A 25,509-nucleotide genomic window follows, 5' to 3' on the forward strand; every position below is an offset into this window, starting at 1 on the left:
AATATTATAAGGTATTTATATGATATAATTAGATTATAATTTAAGAAAATAAATCGTAAAAAATGAAAGAAGGATAATATTATCATGGAATATATAAAAGGCAAAAACATAATTTCAAAGTTAATGAAATCAGCAATATCTATTGGTACTCTTATTGTTTTATTAGTAGCAATACCTTATATAGCTATCTTTGTTATTAAAGCCTTGTTTTTTATTGCAGTTTTTGGAGTTTTAGTATGGTCTAGCTTAAAGATTGTAAAGACCATTAAAAATTTCATCTACAAGCTAAGTACAAAGAAAAATGCTAACATACAAGCTGATATGTCTAGTAGTGACAAGAATACAACAGACTCCATTGATATTAATTATGAGGATAGTATTATTATCGATGTAGATTATGAAAAGGTAGAATAAACCATATTCTAATGTGGTTAATGTAAGTTATAAATGATGTTTTAAAACCAGTCTATATCTTAGATTGGTTTTTTATTTTCTTTATTTTATAAAACCTTTATTAATTTAGAAAACCCTTATAAATTGTAGTAATATTTGTTATAATTTTAGTAATAGGTAAATTGGGGGGCAAAAATGAGTAGAATATTAATAGTGGAAGATGAAGAGTCTATCAGAAAGTTTATTAAAATTAGTTTAAAGAGAGAAAAATTCCAGGTTTTTGAGGCTGCCTCTGCAGAGGAAGGCATGCAAAAAATACTACAGGAAACCCCAGATGTGCTTATATTAGATGTTATGCTTCCGGGTATGAATGGATTTGAGCTTTGTAAAAAATTAAAAAAACAAAATGAGAATATTGGGATAATTATTTTAACAGCTAGAGGACAAGATATGGATAAAATTATGGGGCTAGAATTTGGTGCAGATGATTATATGGTAAAGCCTTTTAACCCATTAGAGCTTATTGCAAGGATAAATTCCCTTTTAAGGCGAATGAAGTACAAAAATAAAGAACAATCAAATTTTATTAATTCTAGAGAATTTAGAATTGATCTATACTCAAAGAAAATTTTTAAAAGTGATATAGAATTAGATTTAACGCCAAAAGAATTTTTACTAATGAAGATGTTTATTCAAAATCCTAGTAAGGCATTGAGTCGCGATGAGCTTTTAAATTCAATTTGGGGATATGAGTTCATTGGAGATACTAAAATAGTTGATGTAAATATTAGAAGACTTAGAAGTAAAGTCGAAAAAGATCCATCAGATCCTAAGTATATAGAAACGGTTTGGGGAACAGGCTACAGATGGGGGGATTCTTAAATTGAGCTCCATAAGGACAAAGCTAACGAGTAGTTATCTAGTGGTAATACTAATTACTGTTATAATTGTAGAGGGATTTTTAATGGCAGCTACTAAAAAATACTATTACAAAAATTTAGAATCAAATCTATCAAATCAGTTAAAGTTATCTACTAGCTTTTATAATACATACTTAGCATCAGCAGGTGTGAAGGAAAATGTGGCTAATAATGTAGACGTGTTTTATGAAAATATTAGTGCTGAAGTTCAAGTTATAGACTTAAATGGATTTGTTATTATGGATTCCCTGGGCTCAATTCCAGCAGAAAAATTGGAGGGAAAGGATTTTAAAGTAGCCTTAGATGGAAAGCTTGGTAGCATAATTGATAGACAAAAATATGAAAATGAGGGGGTTATGACAGTAGCATATCCCTTGTTTTATAATGGGAAAATAAATGGGGTATTAAGGTTTATAACCTCCCTTAAGAAAATTGATGAGGATATTTATGCGCTGTCTAGGTTTTTCCTCATTACTGGTGGAATGGTTATTATACTATCAGGAATTGTAAGCCTCTTTATTTCAAATATAATAACTAAACCTATAAAAAAAATCATGGTAGGTGCGCAAAAAATGGCCAGTGGAAATTTCAATGAGAAAATCAATATAAATTCAGATGATGAATTAGGACAACTAGCAAAAACCTTAAACTATATGACAGAAGAAATATTAAAAAGTGAAAGGCTGAAGAATGAATTTATTGCCTCTGTATCACATGAACTGAGAACGCCACTTACATCTATTAAAGGATGGTCTATTGTATTAAATTCTAGCGAGTTACAAGATGAAGAAGAACTTAAAGAGGGGCTTGAAATTATAGAACAAGAATCTGATAGATTAACTTTTTTAGTTGAGGATTTGTTGGATTTCTCTAAATTATCTTCAGCAAAAGTGTCTATAAAGAAGGACTTTATTGATTTAAAAGATATTTTAATGAATATAAAAATGCAGACTTTGCCTAGAGTTTTAAAGGAAAACATTCAGCTTAATCTAGAAATAGAAGAAAGTTTACCGAAAATATTTGTGGATAAAAATAGGATAAAACAAGTACTAATAAATATTCTAGATAATTCTTTTAAATTCACACCAAATGGAGGAACTATAAGCATAAGGGCGCATTTAGAAGTTGAAAATATTGTTATAAAAATAATAGATACAGGATGCGGTATACCGAAAGATGAATTACCAAGAGTAAAAGAAAAGTTTTTCAAAGGTAAAAATGCTAATTCTAAAAACGGTATAGGACTTTCAATATGTGATGAAATTATAAAGCTTCACGATGGTAAACTCCAAATTAATAGTGTGATTGACAAGGGTACAGAGGTATGCATAATTATTCCAATATAACCTCAGAATAATTATATTGTGCAAGGGAGCAAAAAGTTATGAAAAAAATATTATCTTTATTTATTTTAGTAATAATATTGTTAAATTTAACGGCCTGCAATGATGTTGATTTATCAACAACAAGCAGAGTAACGCCACCTAAAGTAGCAATTCCAGTAGAGGGCATTTGGAAGGTAGAGAGCTATGCTTTTTCATCTATGTCTAAAATGGATGAAGAGGAAGCAAAGCAGTGGATTGGAAAAAAGGCATTTTTTAATGAGCAAAAAGTTGTTCTTCCAGATGATAATTGTGAAAAACCTGAATTTAAGATCAAGAGCGTGGATACAAAAACATATTTATATAGTAATTACAAATCTTCCATGGAACATCTTAATATAAATCAAAGTGAAATTAAGATCATCACTATTACTTCTAATCAAAATTATTTTAGAGATATTATCAAAATCGATGATAATAGGATAATTATAATAAAGGAAGGGGTATTTTTCACACTGCTCAAGGTGAATAATGAAAATAAAATAAGCATAGATGACATGAAAAATAAAAATAAATTATCTTATAGTAAGTTTGACACCTATACAAAGAAAGAGCAATCTGGCCTTTTGTTAGGACTAAAATATTATAAACCTGTTGATTATAAGTTGCCTTATATTAATGAAAACAAAAGCATATTGGAACCGGTATACAGAACATTATGGATAAGCTATGATGGGACGATAGATCCAATATCGGAACTGCCATTTTTATTTGTGCCCAGAAGGACTGGGTTTTGGAAGCTCCAGGTTAATAGAGAAATTACAAATAATTATGGGATGGATTCCTTTGTAGCAGCTCCCATAGGCAAAGAAATGAAAAAAGAAATCATAAAAGTTAAAAATGCAGGCTTTTATGACCTGAAAAGTATTAATTTTGTGGGAAACGATTATGTCTGTTATGAGAGAGACGTTGAAATTGGAGTAAAAGGTGATAGACAACCAAATGCGGCTCATTCATTAGAAGTGGTTCCCTTGGACACTATATATACTGGGTCAGAAGTTCCAATTGTTGCACCAAAGGTGTTAGGTGAAAAGGGATTAGAGGGTCTGAATTCTGGAGCAAAATCATATTTAAGAACTATTCCAGAAAAAGATAAAAAACTATTAAAGGATACTCCGTTACCTACAAGTTTTGGTATTTTCAGAAAAAATGGGAAATGGTTGTTACGCGGAAGATTAAATTATTCTAGTCCATCTGTAAAAAATGAATATGCAGACTTTAATGTTCCCATAGAAGCACCTGATAACCTGGTAAACTATGATTCACTATTTCCTTCTTGGGAGGTTATAAAGCAAAAGGTTCCTAGTGCATTAGATGCATATACCTCTCCTAATAAGGATATTGTAGTAGTGTTAACAAATTCAAATTTATTAGTTTATGCTATTAAAGATAATATTTTAGGGGAGGCTCCCTTAAGCGAGTTACAACTTAAAAATTCAGAAGTGTCTGTTATGGCGCAGTGGGCAACAGATGATTATGTTAAAATTTGGTCTGAAGAGGTAAAGAAGCTTCAAAGCAAATAATATAGTTGAGCTTCATAGAGTGCTCACACATACATGTGTGCTCACACATATATTAACTTTATGAGGTAGATAAGGAGGAAATATGCAGATTGAAATCATTAAATTTATACAATCCATGAAGTCTCCATTTTTGGATGTCTTCTTTCAAATAGTTACAATGACTGGAGAAGAGTATTTTTACATTATTGCAGCTGCTATAATATTTTGGTGCGTAAATAAAAAATTTGGGTATAAACTAGGCTTTGCACTCTTGACAAGTACAATTGTAAATACCGTATTGAAGGATTTAGTAAATTCAGCAAGACCGATAGGGGTATCGGGTATAAGATCTTTGAGAATACAAACGGCTACAGGACAATCTTTTCCAAGTGGACATACTCAAGGAGCTTCCACTTTTTGGGTTTCATGGATTGTTCAAGTTAGGAAAAGGTGGATTTATATAGTCGGAATCACAGTAATCCTTTTAGTGGCATATTCTAGAATGTATCTGGGAGTGCATTACCCAATAGATGTAATTGGTGGAGCGGCAATTGGCTTTATATGGGTTTTCATCTCCAATTATATTTTTGACTATGCTGAAACAACTAGAAAAAAATGGATACTAATGGTGATGGTTGTGCCTATGCTTATTGGAATGATATTTTTTAAAGAAAAAACTTATTATACAATATCAGGAACAGTATTAGGTTTCTATATTGGATACTTAATTGAGTCAAAGTATGTTCAGTATGAGGTTAGAAATACCTTTGCAGCGCAACTAATTAAAGTGGTGTTTGGATTAACTATTCTTATAATATTAAAAAGTGCATTAAAGGTGATTTTACCTATAAGCGTGGGTGCTGATTTTTTAAGATATTTTTTAATTGGATTGTGGATTACAGTTGGAGCGCCCTACTTATTTAAAAGATTTATGGGAGAGGTTAAGCAAAGAGGATTACTATAATAGCTATTTTGCATATTTTTTAATTTAATTAATATTATAATTCAAATCACCGTAGACAGGCTATGGCATATAGTGCTAAAATTATTATAAGAACACAGGTTATAGTGTATTTTATAAGAAGAGGTGCTAATGTGAAATATCATAAGAGTATATTAAAAAAATTATGTATCTTATTATTAGTTTTAATATTAGAAACAGTGAATTTACCATTAATGTCAGTAGAGGCATCGGCACTACAGCTAAATGGCAGTTCGGTTGTAGCATATAATGCTTCAGTTGTGGAAAAAATAGCATATTCAGCACAGGATTTAAATAGTATTTTAAAAGAGCAGTTAGGGCAAAGAGAGACAAGCTTTAACATAAGGTATAAGTCAGACACAACGGATTTAAAAGCTATAATAGAAACTGGCATTGATGGAATTTTAAAAGCTGATGATTATTTAGAAAGTTGCTTAATATCATATAAATGTAGCTATAGTGGATATGAAAATGATGTTACAATAAACTTTACTTTTAAATTTTATACTACAAAAATACAAGAGGATTATGTGGACTCACAAGTAACTGCAATCCTCAAAGATATAATAAAAATTAGTATGAATGATGATCAAAAGGAAAAAGTAATTCACGATTATATTGTAGCTCATGTAGCTTATGATACTACACTTACTAAATTTAGTGCTTATGAAGCATTAAAAAATGGCACAACTGTGTGCAGTGGGTATGCACAATTAGCTTACAAAATGTTAAATGAGGTAGGTATTAAAACAAAAATAGTTGTAGGAACAGGTAATGGTGAGGATCATGCTTGGAATTTAGTAAATATCAATAATATCTGGTACCATCTTGATTGTACTTGGGATGATCCGCTGCCAGATAAAAAAGGTAGAGTGCTTTATAATTATTTTAATTTAAATGATATAAAAATTTCAGAGGATCATATATTCGTAAAATTGGATTATCCTTTAGCAAACCAGGTTTATAAAGCTAAATTACCAATATTTAATGAAAGTGAATTTGTGCAATTGAGTAAAAACCTAAGTAATACTGTGGTTATGAAAAGTAAAGAATGGAATATTAACTTTAATAGTGGAATCAATGAGTTAAGTTTAAAGGATAAGATATTCATATACAAGGAGGGAACAAACTCTTATTTCCCTATAATTCTTCAGGTATCTGATGATAAAAAAGCTGTTAAAATTATGCATAGCACACCTTTTGAAGTGGGTGGAAGTTATACCTTATATATAAGCAAAGACATTATTGGTATGGATGGAAGTGTAAAATTAAAGACTTCTGTGAAAATGGGTTTTACAATTTCAAATTAGAGAAATTAATCCGTAAAATTAATAAATAAAAGATGTAAATAGAAAATGAGATAGTTTAGAAGGAGTTGATAGATATGCCACAGTTAAAATTGCAGGGTGTGGAAGTAAATGATATATGTAAAATAAGTATAGATATGATACAAGAAATGCAAGAACTTCTTGAATGCCCCAAAAATTATTTTACATTAGAATGTACTAGTTCAACGTATATCATGGAAGGTGAAATAATAAAAACATACCCTATAGTAGAGGTTGCATGGTTTGATAGAGGTCAAAAAGTTCAGGATGCCATGGCTAAAATAATTACAAAATATATTCATTCAGCAGGATATAAAGATGTAGACGTTATTTTCAGTATTTTAGAAGAAAATCGATACTATGAAAATGGGAAGCATTTTTAAAACTAGACAAATAATAAATGAAATAGAATATATTTTTTGAAAAATCGCCACGCACCCTCGAGGCTTTAGTCAAGAGTTAGTGGCGAGGTATTAATACTGTATATTTTTGTTGATTTAGGTAAAACTATTAGTACTTAGATGCCTTTGACTTTAGTCATGGGAGGTTCACATTGTAAAACATATAAGTATAAGTATAGATAAGGGAGATGTTTTTATGCCTAAAGATAGTCAACCGGATAATAAATTCTCTAGACTAGTAAAGAGTAAGTATGATACCCCAATAACAAGAGAAACTGGAAAAAATCAAAATGCTACAACAAAAAAACAATCTGCTGATAGAAAATAGAAGCAATAAAGCATATAAACTTTTGTTTATATGCTTTTATTATATAGAAAATTGGTAAATTAAAGATATAATGTTTAACCTTACAGTTATTTAAAATTATAATTTCCTGAGAAATAAAAAATATTGTTATAATTTATTGCATTATCACAATATTATGTTAGAATTTATATATATTATTATTTTAATTATAATAATTTCTTAGTTTGTAATAGTTAATCCCAGTTAAAAGTCTGTGGTTGTTTATATTTTGAAGCTACGGGATGCCTGTGGCTTTTTATATTTTTAAATGCAAGGATTAAATTATTAATAAGATTTTTCTGAGACATTGGATACTATGGTACTATTAAAGAAGGAGTGAATATATTGAGTTTTTATGTTTATAATACACTGACTAGAAATAAAGATGAGTTTATACCTTATAAAGAAGGTAAGGTGGGAATGTACACATGTGGGCCTACAGTTTACAACTATGCACATATAGGTAATTTAAGGACATATATTTTCGAGGATGTACTTAAGAAATCCTTAGAGTATGTAAATTATAAAGTTAAGCATGTAATGAATGTAACGGATGTAGGTCACCTTCAATCAGATGGAGATGAAGGCGAAGATAAGATGGCCCTGGGAGCAAGTCGTGAGCATAAAACTGTATGGGAAATAGCTAAGTTTTATGAAGACTCTTTTTTTGAGGATTGCACCAAACTTAATATAAAAAGACCAACTATTGTATGTAGAGCAACAGATCATATACAGGACATGATAGATCTTATAAAGAAACTTGAAGAAAAAGGCTACACTTATGTCTCTAATGGAAATGTATATTTTGAAATTGATAAATTTCCAGATTACACGAAGCTTGCAAATATTAGTATAGATGAGCTTAAAGCAGGAAGTAGAATAGAAATAGATCCTAATAAAAAAAATCCACTTGATTTTGTATTATGGTTTACAAATTCTAAGTTTTCTAATCAAATTATGCAGTGGGAGTCACCATGGGGTAGAGGATTTCCAGGCTGGCATTTAGAATGTTCCGCAATGTCTATTAAATATATTGGTGAATATTTAGATATTCATTGTGGAGGAATAGATCATATTGCTATACATCACACTAATGAAGTAGCTCAATCTGAAGGGGCACTAGGACATAAATGGGTAAAATACTGGATGCATGCGGAGTTTCTAGTAGTAGATAGTGGTAAGATGTCAAAATCTACTGGGGAGTTTTTAACGGTTTCAAAGCTTGAAGAAGAAGGCTATAGCCCTCTTGATTATAGATATTTCTGTCTTCAATCTAAATATAGAAAACAGTTAGTGTTTAGTTTTGAGAGTTTAACTGATGCTAAGAAGGGACTTAAAAAGCTTAAAGAGAGAATAGCTGCTGTTTTATCTTCTATAGATGAAAATGATGTAGTAAGTGATGAGAAAACTTCCATATACAAAGAAAACTTCACATCATGTATCAGTGACGATTTAAATATAGCAAATGCTTTCACTGTACTTTTCGACGTTTTAAAAGATGATGAACTAAGCAATAAGGAAAAAGCTGTACTTATAGAAGATTTCGATAAGGTATTGTCCTTAGATCTTATGACAGTAGAAAATGGAGCTTCAAATGTAGATGAGCAGCTTATAAATAAGCTTATAATTGAGAGGGCTGACGCAAGAGCCAGTAAAAATTGGGCAAGAGCAGATGAAATAAGAAATGAATTTATAGCTATGAATATTGAACTTCTTGATACTAAGGAAGGAACAACTTGGAAAACTAAATAAGTATGAATTAATAAAGTACCTATGAATAATCGTGGGTACTTTATTTTAGTTCTAGTTTTTTTAGTTATAAGGGTATTAAGTATAATTAAGGAAATATTAAGAAAACATGTAAAAAAAGATTGAATTAAATTCAGTTGCACTTTATAATAATTAAGAGAAAGATTGTAAATTGAAATTAAATATTTTAGAAGGCAACTCAAAATACTAGAATTGTATTTTAAGGCTTAAGGCTCAGACTAGTGAATTAATTAACATAAGTGCATTAGTTAATAATTTTGGTGCTGACCTTGATAAAGCAGTAGTTTCTATTGAAGAAATAAATTCTACAGCTAATTTAATTAGCGTTACAGCTAGAGCGGGAGAGGCTGGAAGAGGTTTTTCTGTGGTAGCAGAAGAAATAAGAAAACTTGCAGAACAGTCTAAGCATTCTTCAGGAAATATAAATAGTTTATTACAAGGCATTTCAACGGAAAGTGAAGCTGTAGCTCTGAGTTCTCATGGTGCACAATATTCTACAAAATCAAGTTGGAGTTATTAAAACTTCTATAAGTTCATTTAAAGAAATTGTGGATAATATTGAAAGTATTATACCATTGATTAATGAAGTAAATAATAACATAGTGAAAATTGACAATAATAAAGGAGTTATTATTAATAAAATTAATGAAACTTCTAGGGGATCAGAAGAAATTTCTGCTTTTTCTGAAGAAATATCTTCAGCTACTGAGGAGATGAGTGGATCTTCCACTGAAGTTGCAAATTCATCTGGAGATTTAAATGAATTAACTTTAGAATTAATAAAAGCAGTTGAACTATTTAAAATTTAACGACATAGGATATTTATTATGGTTAAAAGGAGATGTTTAATTGGTGACTAAATTAATAATTGGGGGATTATTTTGTATAGTATTTGTTATGCATATTGTTTTCAGTAAAATTGATTATAAAAAAGGGTGCTACTATACTAAGCCACTATTAATGCCACTACTCGGAATTTATTATATCTTAAGTGTAGCGGAAGTTAATAAATTAATTGTAATAGCATTAGTCTTTGGTTTCATGGGTGATGTATTTTTAATGTGGCCACAAGGAAAAAATAATTTTATGATTGGACTGGGAGCGTTTCTACTAGGTCACCTTTGTTATGTTTTACTTTTTTTACAAGGGATTTCTTTTGTAAAAGATGTACCAGTCTGGTTTTACTTTATTATAATAATATATGCTAGTATAGGTATTACTGTGATGAAAAAATTGACAGTGTATTTAGGAGATATGAAAGTACCCACTTATATATATATGGCAACTATTTTATTAATGAGTTTTTCTAGTTTAGCACGTATTTTGGTTATGGATATGAGTATAGCATTCACACTTCCTTTTATCGGGTCATTATTATTTTTATGTTCAGATGCTATGTTAGGATTTTACACTTTTAAAGGTAAGTTTAAAAATGGAGAAATATATATTATGCTAACTTATGTACTAGCTCAAGCCTTTATTGTTGGTGGATATTTATACTAGATAATATTAACAAAAATACAGCTAAATGCAAATTAGATATAGTTACTAAAATTTTACATTAATTATTTTAAATATTTATATGGTATAAAAGGGGAGATGATATATTGACAAGATTTATATTGATAGTGGTAGCTGTAAGTATTGTAGTAATTGGTATAACTTATTTAATTCATAGATTAGTGGGTAAAAAGAAATATGCTAAATATATCCCTGCAGTTATTTTTCTCCTTATGGGAATATATAATGTGTACATGATTAGGACTAATCCTGGTGAAGGCTTCGGGGATATAGTAAAAGCACTGTATATATTTGTATGTGCTACTTGTTTTATAAGCGGAGTAGGCACAGGGGTATTTATTGATTTTATTTTACCAAGGATATCTTCAAAAAAATAGAAATGTGAATAAAATGAGTTTTAACCTTAAATGAGTAATAAGGTGAATATATTATGGAAGGGAGGTAGATTTGGATAGACAAATCTACCTCCCTTCTCTTTTGCATATCTAATAATATATGAACTTTGTGATTTAAGGGGCTATTCTATCTCTATCTCTTGGGAATAGCGTAACTTCGCGTACATTTCTAAGACCTAAAAGTTGAGCGGTTAATCGCTCTAGTCCTATGGCGAGTCCACCATGAGGTGGTATTCCATATTTGAATACTTGAAGATATCCACTAAAGCTTTCAAGGTTTAATCCTTTAGATGAGATGCTTTCTTTTAACTGCTGATAGTTATGAATTCTTTGTCCACCAGTAGTTATTTCAACACCTCTAAATAATAAGTCGAAGCTATGTGTACTCTCGGTGCCTTCTGGCATGGTGTACATAGGCCTTTTACTACGAGGATAATGAGTTAGGAATATGAAATCAGAATTATATTTTTCCTTCACATATTCACATATTAATTTCTCACCTTCAGGGTCTAAATCGTTAATTAGATCAGTTTTGCCATATTTATTTTTTAGTATTTCAATAGCTTCACTAAGTTTCATGGAAGGTATTTGATCACCAATTTTAGGAAATTCAACTAGGAGTAAAGTTAGCTCTTTTGGACACTTATTAGTAACATATTGAAAAATATATTTTAGAAGTCTTGTCTCAAGGTGCATAATTTCTTTTTCATCTTCGATAAATCCCATTTCAAGGTCCATACTTACATATTCATTTAAATGCCTTATTGTATTGTGTTCCTCTGCACGATATACATGTCCTATTTCAAAGACTCTTTCATAGCCTGCGCCCACAAGCATCTGCTTATAAAATTGAGGACTTTGAGCTAAATATGCTTTTTTTTCAAAGTATTTAAGCTCAAATAAACCAGTTCCACCTTCAGTACCTTCAGCTACAATTTTTGGGCTATATACCTGAGTAAAGTCTTCATCCTTTAAAAATTCAGCAAAGCCTTGAGCTAAGGCTGCCTGTATTTTAAAGATTGCATTGGTTTTTAAATGTCTTAAGGTTAATACCCTATTGTTTAGAAGAGTATCTATATTTACATCTAACTCCTCTTTATTAATTTCCACAGGTAAGTCCTCATTAACTTGCGAAATAACATTTAATGTGTCAACTAATATTTCACATTCACTAGTTTCAGCATTTCTTTCTTTAACATGGCCTATGACTTCAACTACGGATTCTAGTTTTAATCCTTTAATATCTATAGTTTTTGTATCTAGCACACATTGAACTATTCCTGATCTATCTCTTATTATTAAAAAAGCTATTTTACCCATTTTTCTTATTCTGTGTATCCACCCTTTTATTTTTACATTTTCTCCTATGTGGCTGTAAAGATTTTTTGTTAATAGACGTTCCATAAATATGTCCTGGTTTCTTAAATCTAAACATATCTGAACATTTGAATTTAAAAACCAGTATTCACCTCACTTTCTATTTCTAAAATTTATGAAAACCGTATACTATTCGGTCTTGAAATAAGATTAAGACTTTTTAACCCATATCTTTTTAGTATAATATTATCTTTAGTTGTCATATTAAATTGTTTTCTATCTGGATATAATGCTGTTATATATCCAATATAACATACGCCATTTCGTTTGGTATATTTAACGTAATCTCTTAATTTAAACCCATCAACAATGGTTTCTACATCACCTTTTGATTTTTTGCGTAAAGGTTTTATATGCCAGTCTTTAATGTTGATGTCAGTAGATTTAATTTTAGTGCCACAAATAACTAAAGCGTCATTAGAATGACTTTTTTCTATATTCCAGTCTATTCTATGATTTGCAGTATCGGCTCCTGTAGTCAAAGATAGTGGCGCTATTTTTCCAAGTTCCCCCTGTAGATACTTTTTGCCCTGCATAACATGCATTGGATGTCTAAGGCACAAATTCTTACCTTTAATTTTGGTTAAATATTTATCCATCATTTGCAATTCTTTGCCAAAAGTTTTTATATGGCACTTTTCGCATAAAGTTACACCGTTATAAATACTATCAGCTCCACCACTGTTTTTGGGTTTAGCATGGTGCATTTGAAGTTTAATTTTAGAGCTACAGTCTACACATTCAAAGTTATCTCTCATAAATACAGCTAATCTTATGTTGTTATCAAGTCTATTTGACTTTTGATACTGCCATTTATATAGCTCTTTACCTTCAATCATAGCCCTTATGTCTATAAGAACATCTTCAAGATATACAGCATCTATCTTAGTCCATTTTAACAGTTTGCTTACAACCCTTAATATAGACTGTTTCTTTTGCAGTATACTTGGAGCAAGTCTATTCTTGCGTTTAGATGCGCGTCTGTTGTCAAATCTCTTTTCACGATATCTTTTATGGTACCTATGATACTTTCTATATCCCTTTCTTACAGTCATTTTTGTAGAAACATCTTGCCTTAATTCTATAGTTCCCTTAAAAATCGTTTTAATTTTTGTGTTACATTGTTGAATTATTCCGAGTCCTACATTTTTACTTCCATCATCGATACCAAGATAATTTTTAACATCATCATTATCGTCGTCATTAATTATTTTTTGTAGCTGTATTACCATTGGAAATTTATTAAGCATTTTAGCTTTATTTTTCCGAATAAGATAATATGCTTTATTTTTGTTGCAGGGACTTAATCTGTTGCCAGATAAGTCCACTACAAAAGAATATTCGACCATCTCTAGTCATCCTCCTAGTGGGTATTTTCCTTCTTGCCAATGTCAAATGGTGGTGTATTGAGTTTTGATGTGTCTAACCATAGCAATGCCTTAGGTTAGTTTCTTTCTAACTATCGTAGAGCTTCAGACTGAAGTACATCTAAAGGTACGTCTTTAACCAATCATCTAACGTAGTTCATCGTGCTATTTCCTTTTCAAGAAACTACACTCACTAAGGCTTGAAAGCAACATTAACTTCTTACAATTTGTATAGTTTTGTTCAATATTGTTTAATCTTTTGTAAGCAGATTGGTAGCTCCTTTTAAATAGTTTTTAATATAAATTTTTAACGACTAATGAAATGTCGTTAAAAAATCCCTGAGCAAAAAATATTGACCAGGTACGGAAAATTCCGTGGTACCACCCTCATTAATCATTAAATATAATTAGAGATAGAATGTGACAACAATTGTGGAATAATAAAAACGTCAAAAAACTCTCACTCCATATAGGAGTGAGAGTATAAATCCCACGGTACCATCCTTGTTAATCATAGTTAATTGATTCACTTTATTCCTTTTAACGGAGGAAACCGATACACTCTAATAACTCAACAGTGAGATTTCAAATGTACAACTCCGAGATGTCTTTCAGTATAATGATTCTTATTAGGATTGCACCATCCCTAACTCTCTTAGAAGATTTCATCAACTTACTATTCTCATCATAGTTTTTACAATAATTACTATAAATTTATATAACTATAACATTACTATTTTTTATTGTCAAGTAAATTTATTCGATTTTACTTCCATCTATGATTCGTTTATTATAATGTCTTAGTATACCGTTTTTGATTATGTCCCAAACAGACAAAAATATAGTGTAGAATATACCTCATAAGAATGTATAGATGAGGTGTTCATAATTAGAAAGGTAGATTTAAATATGAAAGAAGATTTTAAATATCAAATTATCAAAAAATTAGTAGAAGTTAGTGGAAATAAAAAAGCTGCCGCCCTTCGTATTGGGTGCACTATTAGACATCTAAATCGTTTGATTAAGGGATATCGTTCTAATGGTAAAGAATTCTTTATCCATGGGAATAAAGGTATCAAACCTACTCATACCATTTCAGAAGATATTAGGCGTATGATTATAGATCTATATAAAACTAAATATCATGAAGCAAACTTTACCCATTATGCTGAACTTCTCGATACTCATGAGGGCATTTCCGTCTCTCCTAGTACCGTTAACACAATTCTTATGGCTGAAAACATCTTATCTCCTAAAGCCTGTCGTGTTACAAAAAAAAGGGTGAAAAAAGAATTGTTAGAGCAGCTCAAAACTTTGTCTCTATCAAATTATAAAAAAGAATATATTGAAAAAAGTATTATAGCAATTGAAGATGCTCATCCAAGAAGGTCCCGTTGTGCTTATTTCGGCGAAATGATTCAGATGGGTGCCTCACTACATCTATGGTTTGGAGATACAAAATCCCAACTACACATAGCTATTGATGATTCAACCGGAGCTATTGTCGGCGGCTACTTTGATCAACAAGAAACTTTAAAAGGATACTATAATATATTTCATCAGATTCTTTTAGAATATGGTATTCCATATATGTTTTTTACAGATAGACGAACTGTATTTGAGTATAAACAAAAAAAAGCTCCAACCACAGAGGAGGATACCTTCACACAATTTGGCTACGCCTGTAAACAGTTAGGTGTTGAAATTAGAAGTAGTAGTGTTCCTCAAGCAAAAGGTCGTGTAGAGCGTCTTTTTCAGACATTACAATCACGCCTGCCCCTAGAACTTAGAATAGCAGGCGTAACAACCATAGAGCAAGCAAATGTATTCTTAAACCACTACGTAAAAAAATTCAATGCTAAGTTTGCTCTTGACATCAATAATACCAAATCTGTATTTGAAACACAACCTACGGTTGAAAAAATTAATTTAACTCTTGCTGTTTTAGCCGACCGAAAGGTCGATTGTGGACATTGTGTACGCTTTGAATCCAAATACTATAAGCCTGTTGATACCGATAGTAATCCTACTTATTTTATCAAAGGTACAGCAGCTTTGGTTATCAAAGCTTTTGATGGTAAATTTTATGTTAGTATAAAGAATAAAGTATATGGTTTAGAAGAAATACCAAATCATAAACCTACTTCAAAGAATTTTGATTTTCCAAAAGATAATCCAGAAAAATGCAAACGTTACTTGCCACCAATGAGTCATCCTTGGAAAGAAGCCTCATTTCAAGCATATTTGGACAAGCAAACACATAGGGCAAGCAAGACTTGTTAATATTAAATCAATTTAAATATATTAATAAAATCTAACGCATGTATCTTTTCAAAAAAGTATAGAATGCAGTAGGTCTATTAATTTTACCCAAAAACATGATTTTGAAAAAGCAAAGCACCAACAATTAGTTGGTGCTAATGTTTAACTTATTTCGGGACATTTTCAAAAATGCTTGACAGTAAATTTATTCGATTTTACTTCCATCTGAAGCAGCCTGAATCTTTTCACGGCTACCAAGTGATTTTGGTAATCTAGCATCATCGTTTTTCTTTATCATAATTTGTTCCTGCGTAGTATAGTTGTAATTTTTAGAATCTTTTCTTGCCATAGATATTGCCACCTTTCTAAATTTTAATAAAATATTATTTATATTAGTTTCTCCAGCATTGATAGTATAATACCCTTTTGATAAAAATCAAACTTATGATTTTTAAAATGAAAACTTCACAATTAGCCCGTTACTTTACTTTTTTAATGCACTATATGACAATTTAGTTTATAATATTATGTATAGTTGAAAGTAGGAAGAGAAACATTGTTTAAAGGAATAATTTATATTGAGGTGAGGAATATGGAGAGAGGATCTTTAAAGGCTTCATTAGTAATTGGAGTTATTGGCGTGATTATAATATCCATTATATATTTTAGACCGGTGAGCATAAAAAGAAACTACGGTGGATATTTATTTGCTGACAATAGTGAATTTGAAAAATCTACAGAAATTGTGCTTGTGGGAGAACTAAAAAAGAAATTATTTTTAAATTATGTATTTACTGGAAGTATAGAAGTGGATGGTATTAAAGAGAAGGTTATTCTAAAAAGAATATGGTCGAAAAATAATATTTTTAAAAGTTTGGGATATAATGCTTTTATTGAAACTAAAAATAGTAAAACAGGGCAATATGAAGTGACTGGAACACTGGATACATCAAAGGATTTCAATGAAATACTTATAAGACTCGGTAAAATAGACAGTAAATATAATGGGAAATATAATATTTGTGGTCCAAGTAGTACTAGAGAAGAGGCCAAAGGTGTTATGAATATAATAGAGAAAAACAATTAAGAGTTATTGGAGGGATTGTAATGTCTAAAGAATTAATTTTAAAATTGAAGCCTTACTTAAGTGAAAAAATATGGGGGTGGGAGAAATGGGTACTTTCATGTCATGAAGATGGAAAATGTACAATACAAGAAGGTATTTATGAGGGGCAAGAATTGTCCGAGCTTCTAGGATGTGGCAATGATTTTCCTATATTAAATAAAATTATTAAAGCAGAAGATAAACTATCAGTGCAAGTACATCCAGATGATGATTATGCTAGAAGGGTTGAAAATGCAAATGGAAAAACAGAGTGTTGGTATATATTAGAAGCAAAAGAAGGCGCGACTTTAGTATCAGGAATAAAAAAGGGCTTAAATAAAGAAAAGCTTAGAGAGATTATAAAAGAAGATAAATTAGAAGATTATTTAGAGCGAATCAATATAAAAAGAGGAGATTTCATCTATATACCAGCAGGTACTGTACACGCAATAGAAGCTGGGGTAAAGCTTATTGAAGTACAGCAAAATAGTAATATCACGTATAGACTTCATGATTGGGGACGTGGCAGAGAAGTGCATATTGAAAAATCCTTAGACGTCATAGATTATGAAGGCAAAAATAGTGGTGGCAAAATTGATAAATTTGATAAATTAGAGACACCTTATTTTAAAGTTGAAAAAATTATTGTACATAGCAATTATGTAGACAAGGTTAATGAAAGTTTTCATAGCTATATTGTAATAAGTGGTGAGGGCGTAATAAAAGCTAACAATGTGGAAATTAAATTAAAAGAAGAAGAGACAATATATATATCCAAAGGAGTAAAGTATATACTTGAAGGAAATATGGAATTAATTAAATCAAGTGTATAGAATTGTTACAAAGCAGTAGTTTCACTTATTTTAATTATACAACTAAAAAACATAAAGGCGGTTTTAATATGAAAATGAAGAAGTTTTTAAAGAAAAGTATGGTATTGGTTACATTGATTTCTATGATTTTAGTTGTGGGATGTAGTAATAAGGAGCCCGCTAAAGTTGAAAGTACACCAAAAGTAACTGAAAAAGTAGAGCCTTCTAAGGAAGTTAAAACAGAAAAAGGAGCAAATGACAAAAACCCCATGGTTACTATCCAAATGGAAGATGGCTCAGTTATAAAGATAGAATTATATCCTGAGATTGCACCTAATACTGTTAGAAATTTTGTTTCACTAGTTCAGAAGGGGTATTATAATGGATTGATTTTTCATAGAGTAATACCAGGTTTTATGATACAAGGCGGAGATACTGAAGGAACAGGTGGAGGTGGACCGGGGTATGCAATAGCCGGTGAATTTAGTAGTAATGGTTTTAATAATGCACTAAAGCATGAAAGAGGAGTAATTTCCATGGCTAGAAGTGGTGAGCCCAATTCAGCTGGATCACAATTCTTTATAATGGTTAATATTGCTAGTCAACTAGATGGTGATTATGCTGCTTTTGGTAAGGTTACAGAGGGTATGGAAACCGTGGATAAAATAGTTTCTGTAGAGACTGTAATTTCTGAAGCGTCTGGGAAAAAAGAAAAACCTAAAAAAGATCAAAAAATGAAAAAAGTTACTGTAGACACATTTGGAGTAAAATATGATGCAGTAGAAAAAATCAAATAGGGTATAGGCAATGCCTCTAGTGTGTTAAAATCACTAGAGGCATCTTTTTTATAATAATTATTATTATTATTATTATTATTATTATTATTATTATTATTATTATTATTATTATTATTAATCATTGTGCGGAATATGAGATAGTAAAGTATTCAATAATTATTCTAATAAAACTTAACAATAAAGAAAACTCTTATGTTTATTAACATAAGAGCTTTTGTGTATCCCAGTTTTAAAATTATATGTTTTTTGTGATCTTCAATTACCATAGATATGAAGACTTTGTCTTTTTATTATCTTAAGATTGACATTTAAGGTCTTGATTGCTGTAAACTGTTACAAATTTAATAGAGTATATATCACACATTATTAAATCATTTGTAGAAGTTTCTTTAAGGACAATAAAACTAATTCCAACTTCTTGTAAAATGCCTGTTCTATCTTGATAGAGATTTGTTCCAAGTAAAAAAGCTACTTTTACATATTTACCTATTTGTTTTGTTAACCAACCTTGATTATAGAGTGGATTATTTATTATTGGGGAGACAGGTGGAATCTGAAAGTCCTGGTTACTAGGAGGGGGTTGGGGTATAGGGTTTTGCCTTGTATCATCAAGCATATCAAAATCTGACATAGGCATCATTGGAGGTTCCGAAAACATAGGATAAGGATTCCACATTGGAGTTCCATTAAAATTGTTAGGTGGTACTATAAACATAAAATATCCTCCTTAAAAAATTATATTACATCATAATCTAAAGCTGTTGTTGGTAATGCTTTTTAATTAAGTTTTAAAATAGAGTGCTGTGGGATTGTAAAAACAATGTTGAACTATACTAACTTGGTAGGTGCCACTACCATTATAAGGAAATAGATATGGACAACCTGGTGCAAAGGGATTAAAGTACCACAAGGATTCACCTGTTGTATATAATCTATTGCCAGCTAAAGCCCAATCTGCGATGTCATAATGTATCTGGTCTGGTGGACTGGACCAAATGGTTTGTGGGTTAGCTACGCCACCAAGTACAGAAGTTGCACAATCAAATTGTCCTGGTTGGAATATAACCTTTCTTAGATCACCTTGATTTAGCCTAAGATATTCACCGGCGGCTACATTAACTCTGTTCATAACTACAGAGGCCACACCTTTCATTCCGGTTTCTCCTTCTCCACCAGCTTCACACTTTATTAATCTAGCTAATAACTCTCTAGCACTGTAAGCCATCAATAGTCATCTCCTTAATTTACTTTACAGTATTATTATATTCATGAAGTTAAAAATGGTACTTGAAAAATAAAAGAAATTAAGGAACTCAAGGTGGTGATTTATTATAAGCAACTAGTAAATCTATTGAAAGTTTGATATAATTAAGTTGCATTTGCGTTCTCGTTTGGTGAGATATTATTATTTGTGATAAATAAATAATAGTAAATATGGATTTTGTTTATAAAGGCTTGCATATAAAAAATATCAATACAAATATTTGTATATTTATATATATACTTATGTTGGACAAGATATGACTATAAAGAGAATACTCCCCTTAAAATTTGGTGGTTATACGTATACTATTAAATAGGAAAGTTATGAAACATTTATATAAGAGGTGAATTTGTTAATTATGCTAAATAGTGGAGATATATTAGATCAAAAATATGAGGTAATTAAAACTTTAGGCAAGGGTGGTATGGGCACGGTTTATTTATGTAAAAATAAAAGGCTTGGAAACCTGTGGGCTATAAAAGAAGTGGTACAAGATATAAAAAATACAGGCATTTTAACAGAAGCTAATATTTTAAAAAATCTAAATCATGTAGGTATTCGTAGAATAGTAGATATATTTTATGGGAATAATAATCTTTACATGGTTCAAGACTATGTAGAAGGACAAACACTAAAAGAGTATGTTAAAGTAAATGGTAAAATGAATACAGAAAAAATATGCAGGATTACATCGGATTTGTGCGACATTTTAGGCTATTTGCACAATCAAAAACCAGCTATTATATATAGGGATATAAAACCATCTAATATAATGATAACGCCCGGTGGGAAAATTGTGTTAATTGATTTTGGTATTTCAAAGGTTTATAAGAGTGATACAGAGCAAGATACAGTGAGTGCTGGTTCTAATGGATTTGCAGCTCCAGAGCAATATGGCGTTGGAAAATGTTGCGTGCAAACAGACATATATGGCATTGGAATGTTAATATATTTTATGGTTAAAGGTAATATTCCAACTACAGGCATAGAACCTCTTTTGGATGAAAACTATGAAGCTGATATTAATGATAATTTAAGAATAATAATACAGAAATGCGTTAAAATCGATATTGTGGATAGATATATTTCAGCTGAAATATTAAAAAAAGAAATTGTAAAAGTGTTTAAAATGGATAAATATGAAAAAATGGAAAATTTAAGTGATTATAATAGTATTAGCAAAGTGCTTATTAAAAAAGATGAAAAAAAATTGTGGACAAGGGTAAACTTAAAAAAACTATTAGTGGATTTTTTATTTTTATAATTGCAATTTTATCAAGTATTTATATGTTGTATGGCACTAAAAAAGATAGTATAGATAGAAAAACTGCGGATACACCACAGTTATTGGGCCCCATAGTAGGTTTCACAAGTATAGAACTAGAGGCTATTAAAAAATTACTTTAGTCCCTGTGAAGGATACTACGATAGTACCAAAGGAAAATATTACGGGGATCGCACAAGGTAGAAATACAAAAACAACCATTAAAACTTAAATTTTAGTGGTTGTTTTTATTTGTTTTAGTAAGAATGGGCGCTTATGATTTTAAAAATCACTTTGCTTTATTAATGAATGTAATAATGTGGGAATTTTCTCCTAAAATATCGTTAAATTAATGTTAAATTTTTGAATAAGTCGAATTATATTAAATATTTAATAAAATTAATATAAAGATAACATAAATTTAATCGATAATATAAATATAAATGATAGTATAAGACAACATAAGGAGTGAAGACATGGCGAAATTTACAATGAAAAAAAATATGAATTTTACAAAGGTTAAAACCATTAAGGCCGTAATACTTATTTCCATTTTACCAATTGTTTTAGTATCCTTAGCAATAATGGGAATTTTTACAAACTATACTTCTAAAAAACTCATAACTACAGAAATAGAAAATAGGATGAAACATCAGTTACAAGAAACTATTAATCTAATAAATAAAGATATGGAAAAGCATGCTCAAATAGCAGTTGATTTAGGGAAATTTACTGGAGCTAGTAGTTTGGTATTAACAAAGGCAGCAATTACAAAAACGCAGGAAGAAGTACTTTCTACGAATAAAGACACATTAGGAGTGGGAGTTTGGTTTGAGCCATATAAATATAAGAAAAATATAAAATTCTTTGGACCTTATGCATACAAAGAAGCCGGTGTTTCAAAGGTTACTGATGATTATGCTACTGAAAAATATAATTATCCAGAACAACCATGGTATACTATAGGTAAAAATATTGAAAAAAATATTGCTTGGCAGGAACCTTACTATGATGATACTTTAAAAATGGCTATGTTAACAGCTACTGCGCCGATATATGATGATAGTAAAAATTTTTTAGGTGTAGCAACTGCTGACATGAGTTTAAAGACTATACAAGAAAATATTAAAAATATTAAAGTGGGGCAGACAGGAAAAGCAATTCTACTCGGAAGAGACGGAACATATTTGGCAGGTGTTTCTGAAGAATTAATTATGAAAATTAAGGCCACAGAAGATAAAAATACAAGCATAGCAAAACTAGGACAAGATGTTTTACAAAATAAAGAGGGAATATCTTATTTTGAAGATGAAAATGGTAAAAATATTTCATATTACAAACAGATACCAGAATTGGGCTGGAATGTAGTGCTATCAATACCAGAAAAGGAACTTTATGCTCCAATTAATAAGCTATTGGTTAATATAGTTATACTAAGTCTTATTACTTGTGTATTGGTGACATTGGCAGTTATTATATTCAGTGGATATATTACTAAAAATATTAAAGAAGTAAATGACCTTTCACATGCAATTGCAGAGGGGGATTTGACTCAGATAATAAATGTTAGAAGTGAGAATGAGCTAGGATCAATGGGAAACAATTTAAACAGAATGACTAATAATTTAAGAGAATTAGTCAAAAAGGTTACTGGAAGTTTAGAACAAGTAGTAGCAACATCAGAGGAACTTACCGCAAGCTCTGATCAAACACAACAATCCGCAGAACAGGTTTCTCTAGCTATTCAACAGGTAGCCTTTGGTAGCGTCGAGCAGGTTGCTATAACTAATGATACAACAAGGATTGCAGAAGAGATATTTACAGGTATGGAACAGATATCAAATAATATACAAGTAGTAACAAATACTTCTTTAGAAGCATCAAAGAGGGCGGAAAAAGGAAATGATGTAGTATCTTCTGCTATAGGACAAATGAATAATATTCAGGGCAAAGTAGCGATGTCTTCGCATGCTGTGTCAATACTTGGAGATAAATCAAAAGAAATCGGAAGTATAGTATCATTAATAACTTCTATTGCTGGTCAAACAAATTTATTAGCACTAAATGCAGCTATTGAAGCTGCAAGAGCTGGTGAACAGGGAAGAGGGTTTGCGGTGGTAGCTGATGAGGTTAGAAAATTGGCAGAACAATCTGCATCAGCAGCTGGGAATATATCAAGCTTAATAAATGAAATTCAAAAAGAAATAGTAAATGCCGTTAATGCTATGGATAATGGCACCATTGCAGTTAAAGATGGTATAAGCATGGTGAATGAGGCAGGTAAATCTTTTGGAGAGATATTAGAGGATATAAATTATATAGCTTCTCAAATGCAGGATGTGTCCGCAGTGACAGAAGAAATAGGTGCAGGGACACACAATATGCTAGGGGCCATTGAAAATGTGGCTAAGATTTCTACAGAGTCTTCAGGAAATGCTGAAAATGTAGTAGCAGCCTCGCAGGAGCAGACAGCACTAATGAAAGAAGTGGCTAATGCTGCTGAAAATTTGACACAAATGGCTGTGGAACTACAAAGTTTAATGAGTAATTTTAGATTATAGCAATAGATAAACAATGATAGACTTTATCCTTTAGCTAATTAAGGAAGTATATATTATGCAAGACCTTTTTGCATAATATATGCTTCCTTTTTTTATCCAATAAAGAAATCTGTAGTTTCTATAATTATTACAGGAAATCCATTAAGTTTATGTGGAATAGTTTTTTCTATTTCAGCATTTATTGAACTTACAAAAACAAGGATGCAGTCAGTTCCATTCTCAATACTTGAAGCAATATCAATTACATAAGGAATTTGGAGCCATTCCTTTCTAATCTGGAATATTAGTTTATCAAGGGACTTACTCATATATATACTTACTCCTTAAATTAAATTAAACTATTAATACAATATATGCGTTTTATATGGTATTAATGTGAATTATAAGCAATAAGTATTAGGATTTGACCTAATATAGTGCTATAATGTTGTTAATTTAAAAAATAGAAGTCATAATCATTTTATAACTTTTAATATAGGGGGATAATGATGAGAAGAATGATGAGAAGAATGATGAGAAGAATATTATCTTTACTCATAGCTAGTGGACTAGCTATGTCGGTAAGTGTGCCAATTTTAGCAGCACCACTAAATGAGCAGTTAAATAGTCAAAAACAGCAACTTCTTGAGCAGCAAGCTTCATATACTAAGCTAGAGAAGGATTTTGAAAAATTAGAGATATCTATTGAGATGTTAGACTTTGATATTGAGAGTATATACACAGGAATTGATAAAGCAAAAGGTGAGATAAAGGATACTGAAAACAAAATAGATCAGACAACAAAAGATATTGCAATTGCAAAAAGCAACATAAAAGGCGAGGAAGATTTATTTAATGAAAGAATGAGAGCAATGTATATGAATGGTGCAGATACATACTTAGAGATTTTGCTAGAGTCTGAAGGATTAGAGGATTTTATATCAAGAGCAGAAAATGTTAAAAAGATTGTAGAATATGATAACCAAATTATTAGTGAACTGAATGTGAAAAAACAAGATATTGAACAAAAGAAAAAATCCCTTAATGACAATAGAACAAAAATATTAACATTACAAACAGAAAATGAAAATAAATTGGACAAGCTTAATGTAAAGAAACAAGAGCAAGGCAAATTAATAGTAGAAGCTGAAAAACAGCGTAAATTACATAAGAATGAAATAGCAGAAACTCAGGCATTATTAGGTAGTACTGCGAATCAAATAAAAGAGGCATCAAATCAATCGCGTAAATACGAGATAGCAATGGCTACTAAAAAAGCTGAAGAAATTTCTCTATCAAGAGGTATGGTGAGCAATGTAGTAAAAAATGAAACAAAGACCCAGCCAAAAGATGAACCGAGAAATGAAGTAGTACAAGAGGTTAGTGAATCCCCCAAAGATTCATCAGTTAGTTCAAATGAAGTGATAGCTTATGCGCAAACATTCTTGGGAACACCTTATGAGTGGGCAGCAACAGGTCCAAATACCTTTGATTGTTCAGGTTTTACTCAATATGTGTATGCACATTTTGGAGTTAGCACAGGTAGGTCTACCTATGATCAGATAACTGCAGGAGAATTTGTTTCACGAGAAAACTTACAACCAGGAGATTTAGTGTTCTTTGGGTCAGGAACACCTCACCACGTTGGTATTTATGTAGGAAATAACTCCTACATACATGCACCAAGTACAGGTGATGTAGTTAAAATATCAGCACTAACAAGAAGCGATTATTTATCTGCAAGAAGAGTTAGATAATAAAATAATTTGAATCAAATAAAA

Annotated in this window: 26 protein-coding genes and 1 other annotated feature; of the genes, 20 read left to right on the forward strand and 6 right to left on the reverse strand. The window is 30.7% G+C overall.

Going from position 1 to position 25,509, the window contains the following annotated elements; genetic code table 11:
* The first annotated feature begins 84 nt into the window (after nt 1-84).
* From G9F72_RS07900 to G9F72_RS07955, 13 genes are all read left to right on the forward strand, one after another.
* The gene (locus G9F72_RS07900) at nt 85-414 is read left to right on the forward strand and encodes a hypothetical protein (RefSeq protein WP_164956768.1); all 330 of its coding nucleotides are present in this window, start codon (nt 85-87) and stop codon (nt 412-414) included.
* A 174-nt stretch (nt 415-588) separates the two neighbouring features.
* Nucleotides 589-1,275 (forward strand): response regulator transcription factor, encoded by a 687-nt coding sequence (locus G9F72_RS07905; protein WP_164956769.1) that lies wholly within the window; start codon nt 589-591, stop codon nt 1,273-1,275.
* 1 nt (nt 1,276) lies between these two features.
* Entirely contained in the window at nt 1,277-2,659 is a 1,383-nt protein-coding gene (locus G9F72_RS07910; protein WP_224676027.1) for a sensor histidine kinase, read from the forward strand.
* A gap of 38 nt (nt 2,660-2,697) precedes the next feature.
* Nucleotides 2,698-4,218, forward strand: a complete 1,521-nt coding sequence (locus G9F72_RS07915) for a hypothetical protein (RefSeq protein ID WP_164956770.1) — start codon at nt 2,698-2,700, stop codon at nt 4,216-4,218.
* Between the two features lie 82 nt (nt 4,219-4,300).
* Nucleotides 4,301-5,161 carry a phosphatase PAP2 family protein gene (locus G9F72_RS07920; RefSeq protein ID WP_164956771.1) on the forward strand — a complete coding sequence of 287 codons (861 nt, stop codon included), beginning with the start codon at nt 4,301-4,303 and terminating at the stop codon, nt 5,159-5,161.
* Nucleotides 5,162-5,292: 131 nt separating this feature from the next.
* The gene (locus tag G9F72_RS07925; protein WP_164956772.1) at nt 5,293-6,489 is read left to right on the forward strand and encodes a transglutaminase domain-containing protein; all 1,197 of its coding nucleotides are present in this window, start codon (nt 5,293-5,295) and stop codon (nt 6,487-6,489) included.
* Between the two features lie 74 nt (nt 6,490-6,563).
* On the forward strand, nt 6,564-6,890 hold the full coding sequence (locus tag G9F72_RS07930) for a DUF1904 family protein (RefSeq protein ID WP_164956773.1): 327 nt from the start codon (nt 6,564-6,566) through the stop codon (nt 6,888-6,890).
* Nucleotides 6,891-7,104: 214 nt separating this feature from the next.
* Complete coding sequence (locus G9F72_RS26955; RefSeq protein ID WP_263486805.1) at nt 7,105-7,236, forward strand: hypothetical protein; 132 nt, start codon at nt 7,105-7,107, stop codon at nt 7,234-7,236.
* A gap of 363 nt (nt 7,237-7,599) precedes the next feature.
* Nucleotides 7,600-9,006: a cysteine--tRNA ligase gene (gene cysS, locus G9F72_RS07935; protein WP_164956774.1), complete on the forward strand. Its 1,407-nt coding sequence runs from the start codon at nt 7,600-7,602 to the stop codon at nt 9,004-9,006.
* 337 nt (nt 9,007-9,343) lie between these two features.
* Complete coding sequence (locus tag G9F72_RS27565) at nt 9,344-9,544, forward strand: methyl-accepting chemotaxis protein (protein ID WP_411955951.1); 201 nt, start codon at nt 9,344-9,346, stop codon at nt 9,542-9,544.
* Entirely contained in the window at nt 9,504-9,833 is a 330-nt protein-coding gene (locus G9F72_RS07945; protein ID WP_224676028.1) for a hypothetical protein, read from the forward strand. The genes G9F72_RS27565 and G9F72_RS07945 overlap by 41 nt, the downstream gene beginning before the upstream one ends.
* Nucleotides 9,834-9,876: 43 nt before the next feature.
* Nucleotides 9,877-10,527, forward strand: coding sequence for a lysoplasmalogenase (locus tag G9F72_RS07950; protein WP_224676276.1), 651 nt, complete (start codon nt 9,877-9,879; stop codon nt 10,525-10,527).
* Between the two features lie 104 nt (nt 10,528-10,631).
* Nucleotides 10,632-10,922: a hypothetical protein gene (locus tag G9F72_RS07955; protein WP_164956777.1), complete on the forward strand. Its 291-nt coding sequence runs from the start codon at nt 10,632-10,634 to the stop codon at nt 10,920-10,922.
* 132 nt (nt 10,923-11,054) lie between these two features.
* Here the strand turns inward: G9F72_RS07955 and aspS are convergent, their stop codons facing one another.
* Complete coding sequence (gene aspS, locus G9F72_RS07960; protein ID WP_164956778.1) at nt 11,055-12,344, reverse strand: aspartate--tRNA(Asn) ligase; 1,290 nt, start codon at nt 12,342-12,344, stop codon at nt 11,055-11,057.
* Between the two features lie 86 nt (nt 12,345-12,430).
* Nucleotides 12,431-13,666, reverse strand: a complete 1,236-nt coding sequence (gene iscB, locus G9F72_RS07965; RefSeq protein ID WP_164956779.1) for an RNA-guided endonuclease IscB — start codon at nt 13,664-13,666, stop codon at nt 12,431-12,433.
* Between the two features lie 486 nt (nt 13,667-14,152).
* Nucleotides 14,153-14,382 (reverse strand) — a binding site (T-box leader).
* A 211-nt stretch (nt 14,383-14,593) separates the two neighbouring features.
* On the opposite strand from iscB, the gene G9F72_RS07970 reads away from it, so the two are divergent.
* On the forward strand, nt 14,594-15,967 hold the full coding sequence (locus G9F72_RS07970; RefSeq protein ID WP_224676029.1) for an ISNCY family transposase: 1,374 nt from the start codon (nt 14,594-14,596) through the stop codon (nt 15,965-15,967).
* A 184-nt stretch (nt 15,968-16,151) separates the two neighbouring features.
* On the opposite strand, the gene G9F72_RS07975 is transcribed toward G9F72_RS07970, so the two are convergent.
* Nucleotides 16,152-16,295, reverse strand: coding sequence for a hypothetical protein (locus tag G9F72_RS07975; RefSeq protein ID WP_164957806.1), 144 nt, complete (start codon nt 16,293-16,295; stop codon nt 16,152-16,154).
* Nucleotides 16,296-16,538: 243 nt separating this feature from the next.
* Here G9F72_RS07975 and G9F72_RS07980 point away from each other — a divergent pair, with 243 nt between their 5' ends.
* The 3 genes from G9F72_RS07980 (at nt 16,539) to G9F72_RS07990 (ending at nt 18,660) form a co-directional block, all read left to right on the forward strand.
* Complete coding sequence (locus G9F72_RS07980) at nt 16,539-17,033, forward strand: hypothetical protein (RefSeq protein WP_164957807.1); 495 nt, start codon at nt 16,539-16,541, stop codon at nt 17,031-17,033.
* 20 nt (nt 17,034-17,053) lie between these two features.
* Nucleotides 17,054-17,884: a type I phosphomannose isomerase catalytic subunit gene (locus tag G9F72_RS07985; protein WP_164957808.1), complete on the forward strand. Its 831-nt coding sequence runs from the start codon at nt 17,054-17,056 to the stop codon at nt 17,882-17,884.
* 248 nt (nt 17,885-18,132) lie between these two features.
* Nucleotides 18,133-18,660 (forward strand): peptidylprolyl isomerase, encoded by a 528-nt coding sequence (locus G9F72_RS07990; RefSeq protein WP_411955952.1) that lies wholly within the window; start codon nt 18,133-18,135, stop codon nt 18,658-18,660.
* A gap of 295 nt (nt 18,661-18,955) precedes the next feature.
* Here the strand turns inward: G9F72_RS07990 and G9F72_RS07995 are convergent, their stop codons facing one another.
* Together G9F72_RS07995 and G9F72_RS08000 are read right to left on the reverse strand one after the other, a co-directional pair.
* Complete coding sequence (locus G9F72_RS07995; RefSeq protein WP_224676030.1) at nt 18,956-19,375, reverse strand: hypothetical protein; 420 nt, start codon at nt 19,373-19,375, stop codon at nt 18,956-18,958.
* Between the two features lie 66 nt (nt 19,376-19,441).
* The gene (locus tag G9F72_RS08000; RefSeq protein WP_164957976.1) at nt 19,442-19,885 is read right to left on the reverse strand and encodes a cell wall hydrolase; all 444 of its coding nucleotides are present in this window, start codon (nt 19,883-19,885) and stop codon (nt 19,442-19,444) included.
* A gap of 397 nt (nt 19,886-20,282) precedes the next feature.
* Between G9F72_RS08000 and G9F72_RS08005 the strand changes: the two genes are divergently transcribed.
* Together G9F72_RS08005 and G9F72_RS08010 are read left to right on the forward strand one after the other, a co-directional pair.
* Nucleotides 20,283-21,188 (forward strand): serine/threonine-protein kinase, encoded by a 906-nt coding sequence (locus G9F72_RS08005; RefSeq protein ID WP_224676031.1) that lies wholly within the window; start codon nt 20,283-20,285, stop codon nt 21,186-21,188.
* Nucleotides 21,189-21,664: 476 nt separating this feature from the next.
* Entirely contained in the window at nt 21,665-23,749 is a 2,085-nt protein-coding gene (locus tag G9F72_RS08010; RefSeq protein WP_164957811.1) for a methyl-accepting chemotaxis protein, read from the forward strand.
* Nucleotides 23,750-23,841: 92 nt separating this feature from the next.
* Here the strand turns inward: G9F72_RS08010 and G9F72_RS08015 are convergent, their stop codons facing one another.
* On the reverse strand, nt 23,842-24,057 hold the full coding sequence (locus tag G9F72_RS08015) for a hypothetical protein (protein ID WP_164957812.1): 216 nt from the start codon (nt 24,055-24,057) through the stop codon (nt 23,842-23,844).
* Between the two features lie 180 nt (nt 24,058-24,237).
* On the opposite strand from G9F72_RS08015, the gene G9F72_RS08020 reads away from it, so the two are divergent.
* On the forward strand, nt 24,238-25,485 hold the full coding sequence (locus tag G9F72_RS08020) for a C40 family peptidase (protein ID WP_164957813.1): 1,248 nt from the start codon (nt 24,238-24,240) through the stop codon (nt 25,483-25,485).
* Nucleotides 25,486-25,509 lie beyond the last annotated feature (24 nt).

It is taken from the genome of Clostridium estertheticum, assembly GCF_011065935.2.
In the GTDB taxonomy this organism is placed as follows: Bacteria; Bacillota; Clostridia; order Clostridiales; family Clostridiaceae; genus Clostridium_AD; species Clostridium_AD estertheticum_A.

What these genes read in the sequence shown, in the direction of transcription:
- G9F72_RS07900 (WP_164956768.1), top strand. Translation starts at nt 85, where the DNA reads ATGGAATATATAAAAGGCAAAAACATAATTTCAAAGTTAATGAAATCA.
- G9F72_RS07905 (WP_164956769.1), top strand. Translation starts at nt 589, where the DNA reads ATGAGTAGAATATTAATAGTGGAAGATGAAGAGTCTATCAGAAAGTTT.
- G9F72_RS07915 (WP_164956770.1), top strand. Translation starts at nt 2,698, where the DNA reads ATGAAAAAAATATTATCTTTATTTATTTTAGTAATAATATTGTTAAAT.
- G9F72_RS07920 (WP_164956771.1), top strand. Translation starts at nt 4,301, where the DNA reads ATGCAGATTGAAATCATTAAATTTATACAATCCATGAAGTCTCCATTT.
- G9F72_RS07930 (WP_164956773.1), top strand. Translation starts at nt 6,564, where the DNA reads ATGCCACAGTTAAAATTGCAGGGTGTGGAAGTAAATGATATATGTAAA.
- G9F72_RS26955 (WP_263486805.1), top strand. Translation starts at nt 7,105, where the DNA reads ATGCCTAAAGATAGTCAACCGGATAATAAATTCTCTAGACTAGTAAAG.
- G9F72_RS07945 (WP_224676028.1), top strand. Translation starts at nt 9,504, where the DNA reads ATGGTGCACAATATTCTACAAAATCAAGTTGGAGTTATTAAAACTTCT.
- aspS (WP_164956778.1), bottom strand. Translation starts at nt 12,344, where the DNA reads ATGGAACGTCTATTAACAAAAAATCTTTACAGCCACATAGGAGAAAAT.
- iscB (WP_164956779.1), bottom strand. Translation starts at nt 13,666, where the DNA reads ATGGTCGAATATTCTTTTGTAGTGGACTTATCTGGCAACAGATTAAGT.
- G9F72_RS07970 (WP_224676029.1), top strand. Translation starts at nt 14,594, where the DNA reads ATGAAAGAAGATTTTAAATATCAAATTATCAAAAAATTAGTAGAAGTT.
- G9F72_RS07975 (WP_164957806.1), bottom strand. Translation starts at nt 16,295, where the DNA reads ATGGCAAGAAAAGATTCTAAAAATTACAACTATACTACGCAGGAACAA.
- G9F72_RS07980 (WP_164957807.1), top strand. Translation starts at nt 16,539, where the DNA reads ATGGAGAGAGGATCTTTAAAGGCTTCATTAGTAATTGGAGTTATTGGC.
- G9F72_RS07985 (WP_164957808.1), top strand. Translation starts at nt 17,054, where the DNA reads ATGTCTAAAGAATTAATTTTAAAATTGAAGCCTTACTTAAGTGAAAAA.
- G9F72_RS07990 (WP_411955952.1), top strand. Translation starts at nt 18,133, where the DNA reads ATGGTTACTATCCAAATGGAAGATGGCTCAGTTATAAAGATAGAATTA.
- G9F72_RS07995 (WP_224676030.1), bottom strand. Translation starts at nt 19,375, where the DNA reads ATGTTTATAGTACCACCTAACAATTTTAATGGAACTCCAATGTGGAAT.
- G9F72_RS08000 (WP_164957976.1), bottom strand. Translation starts at nt 19,885, where the DNA reads ATGGCTTACAGTGCTAGAGAGTTATTAGCTAGATTAATAAAGTGTGAA.
- G9F72_RS08005 (WP_224676031.1), top strand. Translation starts at nt 20,283, where the DNA reads ATGCTAAATAGTGGAGATATATTAGATCAAAAATATGAGGTAATTAAA.
- G9F72_RS08010 (WP_164957811.1), top strand. Translation starts at nt 21,665, where the DNA reads ATGGCGAAATTTACAATGAAAAAAAATATGAATTTTACAAAGGTTAAA.
- G9F72_RS08015 (WP_164957812.1), bottom strand. Translation starts at nt 24,057, where the DNA reads ATGAGTAAGTCCCTTGATAAACTAATATTCCAGATTAGAAAGGAATGG.
- G9F72_RS08020 (WP_164957813.1), top strand. Translation starts at nt 24,238, where the DNA reads ATGAGAAGAATGATGAGAAGAATGATGAGAAGAATATTATCTTTACTC.